A 9,383-nucleotide genomic window follows, 5' to 3' on the forward strand; every position below is an offset into this window, starting at 1 on the left:
CGGGTCACCGGCGGCGCCGATCGATCGGGCGATCGGCTAGTGGGCTTGATGCTGCCTTGCGCAGCGATCGCGGTCTTATCATTTCACGCCACTTGCTTGTCATAATGCGACAACACGGAAAGACCCGACAGCCATGGCGAAGATCGACTACCTCGTGCCGGTGCGGTATTACCTGCGGCTCGCCGAAATGCTGGCGCGCGACCACGTCGACATCGCCGACCTGCTGATCCAGCCCGGGACGCCGCCGGCGGCACTGGAGGCGGCCGACGCGACGATCCGCTTCTCGCGCGTCGAACGGCTCGTGCAGCAGCTCGACCTGCGCAGCCCGCGCACCGATCTCGGCTTCGAGATGGGACGGCTGCTGACGCCGAGCACGCACAGCATCGTCGGCTTCGGCATGCTCAGCTGCCCGACCGTGCTGGGCGCGCTGCAGTTCATCACGCGCCACTTCCGCCTCGTCATGCCGACGTTCCGCATGCGACCGCGACGCGGCGCTGGCGCTGGCGCTGGCGCCAGGAGCCTGGGCGGCTGAAAATTTCAGCCGAGCTTGATTTGCGCGAGGCAGTGCGCGCGAAGCGACGATCGGTCTGGCGCGTGGCGCAGACGAGTCGCATCGAAGCGGGTCGAGAATTGGCGGCCTGCGGTGCGTGGCGCGTTGCCCCCTTGATCGGTTACGCCGGCACCCATCCCAGCCGCTGCATCCGCCGCAGGTTGAGCGCCAGACATACCAGATTCCACTCTCCGGTCACTGCGTCCCGGCCGCGGACACTGAATCGCCGAAAGCCCAGCGCCTGTTTGACCCAGCCGAAGACCGGCTCGGGAATGTATTTGCCCGCCGGTCGTGGTCCTTGCCCTCGGGCGTGGCCAGGCGCTCGGCCATGCGCTGCGTCGCCGGGTGGTGCTCTGGGTCAACCGGGCGCAACGTCTTGCCTTCACGCGCCAGCGCCACGCACGCCGTGAGTTGCCGCGCCTCCAGCGTCGCGAAGTTGTCCTCGCTGGCATAGCCGCTGTCGGCCAGCGTCATCATCGGTGCGGCGCCCGTGTTGCGCGTCGTCGCCTCGATCATCGGCAGCAGTTGCCCGCTGTCCGCCGCGCAGTCCGTCAACCCCGTCGCGACCATCAGGTGGCTGTCTTCGTCCACCGCCGCCTGGCGTTGTAGCCCTGCTGAAAACCATCGGCCGTCTTCATGATCCGCGACTGCGGACCGGTGAAGTTGTCCTGCGCCTTGTCGTCGGGCACACGAAGGCGCGCTTGCAGGGGCGTCCACCCGGACCGCGCGTCTGGCCGTCGTCGTCCATGCTGCGTCCGTCTTTCTGGTCCTGCTCGTGCTGCCGGGCTTCGAGCCGCGCCTTGGCGGCCTGGATCACTTTGAGTCGCTGCTCGCGGCGCGCCAGCTCGTCAGGCAGCTCGTCGCCGCGCCGGTCCGCACCGAATTGCGCATCTTCCTGCGTGTCCTGCGCCTCGGCCTGCTTCATCAGATCCGCGATCTCGGCCTTGAGCCGCCGCTCCTGCTCCAGCATCCGGCCATCGCTCATCGCCTTGCGCTTGCTGGCGTTGGCCTTGATCCTGGGGCCGTCGATGCCGATCCGGCCCAGTTTCACCAGGCCGGCTTCCCGCGCCAGCTGCACGATCTGCACGAACAACGCCGAGAACTCGGCCAGGTGCAGCTGGCAAAACTCGCGCAGCGTCCGGTGCGCCGGGAAATTCCCCGCGCCCAGGACGCGAAACGCCACGTCCTCTTCCAGACGACCTGCGATCTTGCGCGACGAGAACACGCCGCTGGCATAGGCATACACCAGCACCTTAGACCATCATCGACGGATCGAACGGCTGCCGCCGTCGACCGTCGCCTTCATAGCGTGCGTGAAACGCCTTGAGGTCCAGCGCGGCCACGGTGTCGGCGATGAAATAGGCCAGGTGCTGCTCCGGCAGCCACTCCTTGAGTGACGCGGGTAGCAGCAGAAGCGGGTCGGGGTCGTATGGGCGGCAGGTCGTCGGCATCACCCAATCGTAGCGCCATGGCTTTCTACCGCCCAGGCTCCTAGCGGCGCCAGCGCTGCACGCCGCTGCTGCCGACCGTGATCAGCTCATCGCGCCAGGCGACCACGCCGCTGAACGTGCTGCTTTCGCTGTCGCGCGCCGCCTCGGGCGACACGCCGTCGGGGCGTGGCGGCGCGACGCGCCCGTCCGGGCCGAGCACGCGCAGGAAGCCGCTGAAGCCGGCCAGCGCGACGCTGCCGTCCGCCAGGGCCGACAGGCCGAACACCGATTGCTGCGAATCGGTCGCCACACGCGTCCACGTGCCGGCGGCGACGTCGTCGGTGCGGAACACGTTGCCGCGCAGTCCGGCGACGACCGCGCCGCGGGCGCCGCTCGGCAAGGCGCCGAACAGCGAACTCTCGTACGGCGACTGCAGACGCTGCCAGCTGGCGCCGTCGTCGGCGGAACGCGCCAGCATGCCGGCCTCGCCGGCCAGCAGCAGCGAGCCGTCGCCGAGGCGCGCCAGCGCGTTGAAGTGCAGCCCTTCCTCGGTCAGCGCCGACTCGCGCCGCTCCCAGCTCGCGCCGCCGTCGCGCGTCTCCAGCATCAGGCCGTACGCGCCGACCGCGAAGCCGTGGCGCGCATCGAGGAACAGCACGTCGAGCAGCGGCACGTTCGGGCCCGGCTCGAAGTGCTGCAGTCGCCAGCTGCGCCCGCCGTCGTCGCTGTGCAGGATGGTGGCGTCGTGGCCGACGGCCCAGCCGTTGCGCGCATCGACGAAGCGCACCGCGGTCAGCAGCACGTCGACCGGCGCTGCCACCTGTTCCCAGCGGTCGCCATCGCCGGAACGCAGGATGTGGCCGCGCGCGCCGACCGCGATCAGCTGCTCGCCGGCGACGGCGATGCCGGTGAGCGAGCTGTGCGCGGCGCGCGGCGCCATTTCGGACGGCACCGGCGCCGGCGGTGACGCGGTGGCGCCCAGCGCGAGCAGCGCGGCGCTCAGGCCGAAGACGAATCGCATGGCGGTTCTCCCTTAGAACTGGTACTTGGCGAAGAAGCCGAGGTTGTCGCGATCGGCGTAGAGATTGTTGTGCCCGCCGCCGAAGAACATGTTGTAGGCGATCGTGAACGAGTAGGACTTCTCGTAGCGCGTCTCGAGCAGCAGGTTCAGCGACTTGCGGCCTTCGACGAAGTTGCCGGCGGGGCCCGGTGAGTTGCCCTGGATGTCCTGCTGCCAGATGAACAGCGGCTGCACGCTGATGCCGGGCAGCACCGATTCGTAACTGATGCGGCCGACCACGCGATAGCCCCACGAGAACGGATCGGCGAAGGCGCTGCGCCGCGCCTGGAACGGATTGAAGCGCAGGCCGTCCGGTCCGTACGAGCAGGCCGGATTCGTCGAGCAGGCCAGTCGCGAACCGTCGGCGCCGCTACCGTCGGCGCCGGCGCTGGCGTGCGTGGTCGCCGTCATCGGCCCTTCGATCTGCAGGCGATCGAACTTCGGCATGTTCAGCACGTGCGTCGCCGCCAGTTCGTAGAGCAGGATCACCTGATCGGCACCGATCCAGTTGTCGGACGCGCCGAGCACCTGCGTGGCGCCGAGGTTGTACTGCGCGACCTTTCCCGGGATCCAGCCGCGGATGTAGCTATTCGGCGCGTTTTCGCCGACCATGCCGCCGCGGTACGGAATGATGAAGTTCGGGAACGAGCGCGCCGAGCCGGGCGCCGCGCCGACGATCAGGTTGACCGCGTCCGGATACGGATTGTTGCCGGCGGCGTCGACGAAGTTGTTCTGGTCGTAGACGATGTAATTGCCGTTGGCATCGTAGCCGACGCCGGCCGAGGCGCCGGCGCAGCCGAGCGACTGCTCGTGGCAGCGCGTCAGCGTCGGTCCGAACGACGCGAACGCGAGATCGACCAGCGCGACCTGCAGCGGCACGTTCGGCCGATACGAGACTTCGCCCTGGAACGACAGATCGCCGGCCGTGGTCGTGAAGCTGAAGCCATACATCTTCAGGTTCTCGGGGTATTCGAGCCGGAACTTCGCGGTGTCGAGCGGCACGGCGTCGCTCTCCGGCAGGCCGGGGCGCGGCAGCAGCAGATTGACGAGGCCGCCGACCGTGCTGCCGCCGCCCGACAGCAGGCCGAGTTCGGGCAGGATGCCCGGCCGCGCCAGCGTCAGCCGCGTGAGGTCGCCGAGGATCTGCGTCGACGCCGAAGGCTGCGACACCGGCAGGTTCGGACAGGCCTGCAGGAACTCCAGCGTGTTGGTCGCGTCGATGCCGAGGCGGTTGCCCTCGCGGCGCGCGCAGCTGGCGTCGGTCGAGTAGAAGCTGACGTACGGCAGCTTCGAGTGGTAGTTCATCGCGTACAGGCTCAGCTCGGTACCGTCGTTGAGCCACTCGGCGTAGTACTTCAGCGCGACGCCCCACTGCCCCTGGTCGCTGGCCTTCTTGTCGCGCAGGCGGTCGATCGTCAGCGTCGTCGGCGTGATCAGCCCGAGGGGGTTGTTGAGCAGGGTGCCGCGATGATCCGGATCGTCCGCGGAGCCGCCGAACGCGGCGTTGATCGAACCGCGCAGATTGTCATTGCCGAGGTCGACGAACGACATGTAGCTGCCGGGCGTCGGGATCTCGATCGGCTCCCACTCGTACTGGTAGTAGCCCTCGACGCTGACGCCGTCGGCGACGTCGGTCGCCGCGCGCACCATGCCGACCGGCACGAACAGCTCTTCGAGCAGACCGAAGCCGAGACGGTAAAGGCTGTTGGCGTTGACCGGCTGCGCCTGGTTGACGCTGTTGATCACGGCGACCGTGCTCTGGCCCCAGTTCACGGTCTGCCGGCCGACGCGGAAGATCAGCTCGCGCTCGCCGTCGAGGTACGGCAGCGTGCCGTAGAAATTGGCGTCGAGCAGGTCGTAGCGCAGGCCGATCTGCTTGGCCTCGCGCTCCGAGCGCTCGCTGCGCATGCGCGCGCCCGGACCGTAGGTGCGCGCGAAGTAGCGGTTGGCGGCGACGTCGCCGGTGCTGCCGACCGACGTGTAGTTGTCCGCCGTGATGCGGTTGTAGTGCCGCTCCTTGAAATGGTTGTAGTTGACGAAGTCGTAGATGCCCATGCCGCGCACGAACACGCCGAAATCGCCGAACTTGATGTTGAGGTCCTGCGACAGCTTGAGCGGCGCCTGCGTGACGTCACCCTTGTTGTAGTTGAGGTTGCCGTCGTCGAAGTTCATCGACGCCATGCCCGGCGCCGAGAACAGGCGCTGCGCCGGATAGACCTGATCGCGATGCACGCCCTGGCAGGACTGGTAATAGCCGCCGCAGACGTCCGGATCGAGGCTGGACTTGCCGACCAGATAGCGCGCCTGGTCCTCGACGCGCCACGACGCGCCCATCGTCACCGTGTTGTTGAGCACGGCGGTGAAATCGGTGTCGCCGACGCTGAAGTCGAATTCGACGGCCTGCGCCGGCGTCGCGCCGAGCAGGATGAAGCCGGCCGCCGCGGCAGCCGTCGCCGTAATGGCTTTCATGTTTTTCTCCCCCGCAAAAGGCTGACAAAGCCCGGGGCACCCTGCCGAGGGCCCCCGCCTTCAGGCCGGCGGCGCACGCGCCGCCGGCCCTCCCGGTATGAACCGACCTACTTGGACGTACGCTTCTGCACGGTGTCGGCGTCGAACGCGCTGTCGTTGAAGCGGACCGTGGTGTCGTACGGCTGGTCCTCGTTGATCATCGCGGTGACGAAGTAGCGGCCCGAGTTGAGGTGATAGATCACCTCCGGCTGCGTGGTCGCGCCGAGAATGTTGTAGTACGGCACCAGGTGGCCCTCCTGGAACTGCATCAGCTTGTCCTGCTGGTCGTAGTTGTCGATCGCCACGATGTTCCAGCTGTCCTCGTCGATGTAGAAGCGGCGCTTCTTGAAGGTGTGGCGCATGTCCGGCTTGTTGTCGGCCTCGACCACCCAGACGCGGTGCAGCTCGTAGCGCGGCAGGTCCTGGTTCAGATGGTTCGGACGCGCCATGTCGGCGTAGCGGGTCTTGCTGCCGGCGATGCGGAACGCGTCATACGGAATGTAGACCTCGCGCTTGCCGAGCAGCTTCCAGGTGAAGCGCTCGAGCACGCCGTTGTACATGTCGACCTGGTCGTAGAACTGATGGCCGTCGGTGCCCTCGTAGGGGTTGTCGCAACAGACCGCCGGCGCGCGGCGGATGCGCTTGAGGATCGGCGCGTACAGCCACGCGGCGCGGCCTTCGGTGCCGAAGCCGGCCTTCTCGTGCACCAGGATGAAGGTGCCGGCGATGCGCGGCGGCGAGATCGTCTCCGAGAGGTAGCGCAGGAAGTCGACGCCCGGCTTGAGTTCGGGCGGGTTCGGATCGGACAGGTTCGCGTAGTAGAACTTGGCGTCCTCGACGATCTTGGTCAGCGTGAACGTGCCGCTCTGCTGCACGATCATCTGGTTGTTGTAGCGGCGCACGGCGTCGCCGCGCCACTTCACGCGATGGTTCCAGATCGGCTCGGCGCCGGACTTCGGGATCGGGAACGGAAAGCCGACGTAGGCGCCGCTGACGTTGTCGACGCCTTCGAGCACCGCGCGCGTCGCGTTCTTCTGCGTCTCGGCGAGGATCTTGTCCGGAAAGTTCACCTTGCGATGCGTCTTGTAGACGTTCATCTTGTAGGTGGCCGGAAAGCGCTTGAGCAGCTCCTTGTGGCCTTCGGTGAGCTTGCCTTCGTACTGCGCCATGTTCTTGGCGTCGATCGTGAACAGCGGCTGCTCGGCTTCGAGCTGCGCGTCGCTCGGATACTCGCCCTTGAGGGCGCCGGACTGCTTGGCCGGCGTCCACTCGGGAATCGTGCCGTCCTTGTTGCCGGCGCGCTCGGCGCCGACCGGCGTCAGATCCTTGCCGAGGCGCGCGGCCTCGTCGGCGGACACCTTCGCCCACAGCGGCAGTGGCGCGAACACCATCGCCACCATCGCCGCCATCAGTTTTTTCCTCATTTCTCTCTCCATGTCATGGGCTCGCTTGCGCGATGCCGGTCAAATCGTCGGGCCGGCGACGGGCGCGGCGGCGACCGCAGCGGTCTCGGCGACCGCGGCGGGTTTGGGCTTGAGCAGGAAGGCGGCGAAGGCCGGCAGCAGGACCACGGCGGCCACCGCGTTGGCGACGAACATCATCGTCAGCAGGATGCCCATGTCGACCTGGAACTGCAGGTCCGAGAACATCCAGGTGCAGACCGTCGCCGCCAGCGTCAGCGCCGTGAACACCACCGCCTTGCCGGTCTGGTGCAGGGTGTTCTCGTAGGCGCGCCGCAGCGTCATGCCCTTGTTGAGCACGTTCTCCTCGAGCACGCTGTAGATGTAGATGCCGTAGTCGACGCCGATGCCGGCGGCGAACGCGGCGACCGCGAGGTTGGAGATCTTCACGCCGATCTGCAGGTAGACCATCACCGCGTACGAGACGATGTGCACGAGCGCCAGCGGCACCAGCACGCAGACCAGGCCGGCGAAGCTGCGGAACGAGGCCAGCACGCAGACGCCGATGCCGACGAACAGCCACAGCAGCACGCGGTACTCGGTGTCCTTGATGACGTCGTTGGCGGCGGCCATGACGCCGACGTTGCCGGTCGCCAGGCGCAGCTTCACCGGCGCGTCTTTGGGCTGCTCGGCGATGAAGCGCTGCACTTCGGCGACGATCGCGTCGATCGTCTCGGCCTTGTGGTCCTTGGTGAAGACCAGCACCGGCAGCGCGCTGCAGTCCTCGTTGAGCAGGCCGGTCGAGCTCGGAAACGGCTGCACGGTGATGACCAGCGCGCCGCTCTCGCGCGGCAGCGTGTCGAACTTCGGATTGCTCTCGTTGTAGCTGTTGTAGACCTTCTGCTGCAGTTTCGGCAGCGACAGCGTCGACTGCACGCCGGCGGTGTTCTCCATGCGCCACGCGAAACGGTCGACGAGCGAGACGATCGAGTGGTCGATACAGCCGTCGGCCTTGCCCTCGGCGACGATCTTCAGCACGTCGACGCCGATCGAGAAGTCGTGGACGATCTGCGCCGAGTCGCGGTTGTAGCGCGAGTCGGGGCGCAGCTCCGGCACGCCGTCATGCAGCTCGCCGATCTTCAGGTCCTGCGAGACCCACGCGCCCCAGCCCCACAGCAGCGCGGCCGACAGCAGCACCACCGCGGCGACCGGCTTGCGCGTGATGCCGGACAGCGCGTGCCAGACCGGCGCGAGGTGGCGGTCGCGGCGCTGCTGGTGGGCGCGGAAGGCGACCGGGTCCTTCAGCGAGGCGAAGCTCAGCAGGCACGGCAGCAGCATCTTCTTGCACAGCACGATCGCCAGCAGGCCGAGCATGGCGTTGATCGCCATCTCGCGGATGATGTCGATCGGGATCAGCAGGATGGTGCCGAAGCCGACGAAGTTGGTCGCCAGCGCCGACAGGCCCGGAATGACGAGGCGCCGATAGGTGGCCTGCGCGGCGTCGAACGAGGACAGGCCGTTGTCGGCGATCTCGTTGAGCCAGAAGCTGGTGATCTGGATGCCGTGCGAGGTGCTGATCGCCAGCACGATGAACGGCATCAGCACCGCGAACGGATCGAGCGCGAGGCCGACCAGATGCAGCAGGCCGAGCTCCCAGATCACCGCGAGAATGCCGCAGGCCAGCGGCAGCAGCGCGACCTTCGGCGAACCGCAGTAGCGCCACAGCAGCAGCCAGACCAGGAACACGGTCAGGCCGAAGAAGCTGAACACTTCGATCGCGCTGTCGGCGATGTCGCCGACCGCCTTGCTGAAGCCGATGATGTGAATGTCGACGTCCGGGTTGTAGTCCGGGTTGTCGACGGCCTCGATCTCGACCTGGTAGCCGCGCACGACCGGCGGCGCGGCGCCGTCGGCGGCGAGCGCCGGATCGGTGTCGATGCGCTGCAGCGGAAACGACCAGGCGCGCGGCGCGTGATAGGCGCTGCCGACCACGGTGCCGGCCTTCAGCGCGCCGAGTTCGTGCTTGAGCCGGTAGCGGTAGAGGCGCGGCTGCGTGAAGCGCTCGCGGATGGTCTCCAGCAGCTGCGCGGTCTTCAGGTAATCGAGCTTGGCGCCGCTCACCGGATCGCGTTCGAGCAACTCCGAGAAGATCATCGCCGCGCTCTGGTCGTTGGCGACCAGGCGGCCGATGATGCCGGCCTTCTCGACGTTGGCGCGCACGCGCGCCAGCATCTCCGGCGTCGGCTGGAAATCGGCCGGCACGACGTTGCCGCCGGCGAAGCCGCCTTCGACGACTTCCAGATAGCGCACGTCCGGCGTGAACAGCGAGCTGACGCGCGCGCGGTCCATGCCCGGCGTGAAATAGACGGCGTCGGTCGCGGCGCGCAACGTGCGCATGAACGCGGCGTTGTAGATGTCGCCGGACTTCTGGCGCA

General features: G+C 67.5%; 5 protein-coding genes and 1 pseudogene. 1 reads left to right on the top strand and 5 read right to left on the bottom strand.

Annotation, left to right across the window (positions count from 1 at the left end):
* Positions 1-133 precede the first annotated feature (133 nt).
* A complete protein-coding gene (locus K343_RS0118150; protein ID WP_020649258.1) occupies positions 134-532 on the top strand; it encodes an AraC family transcriptional regulator ligand-binding domain-containing protein in 399 nt (132 codons plus the stop codon).
* A 139-nt stretch (positions 533-671) separates the two neighbouring features.
* Here K343_RS0118150 and K343_RS22815 read toward each other — a convergent pair.
* The 5 genes and pseudogenes from K343_RS22815 to K343_RS22820 form a co-directional block, all read right to left on the bottom strand.
* Positions 672-2,001 (bottom strand): annotated as a pseudogene (locus K343_RS22815) (transposase).
* Positions 2,002-2,041: 40 nt separating this feature from the next.
* The gene (locus K343_RS0118160; protein ID WP_020649257.1) at positions 2,042-3,001 is read right to left on the bottom strand and encodes a YCF48-related protein; all 960 of its coding nucleotides are present in this window, start codon (positions 2,999-3,001) and stop codon (positions 2,042-2,044) included.
* Positions 3,002-3,013: 12 nt separating this feature from the next.
* Positions 3,014-5,509: a DUF1302 domain-containing protein gene (locus K343_RS0118165; RefSeq protein WP_020649256.1), complete on the bottom strand. Its 2,496-nt coding sequence runs from the start codon at positions 5,507-5,509 to the stop codon at positions 3,014-3,016.
* Positions 5,510-5,616: 107 nt separating this feature from the next.
* Entirely contained in the window at positions 5,617-6,972 is a 1,356-nt protein-coding gene (locus K343_RS0118170) for a DUF1329 domain-containing protein (RefSeq protein WP_028009266.1), read from the bottom strand.
* Between the two features lie 39 nt (positions 6,973-7,011).
* Positions 7,012-9,383 (bottom strand): efflux RND transporter permease subunit (locus tag K343_RS22820; protein WP_043113149.1); only part of this gene is annotated, 2,372 nt, incomplete at its 5' end.

Origin of the sequence: Solimonas flava DSM 18980, assembly GCF_000426685.1 — a bacterium.
Taxonomy (GTDB): Bacteria; Pseudomonadota; Gammaproteobacteria; order Nevskiales; family Nevskiaceae; genus Solimonas; species Solimonas flava.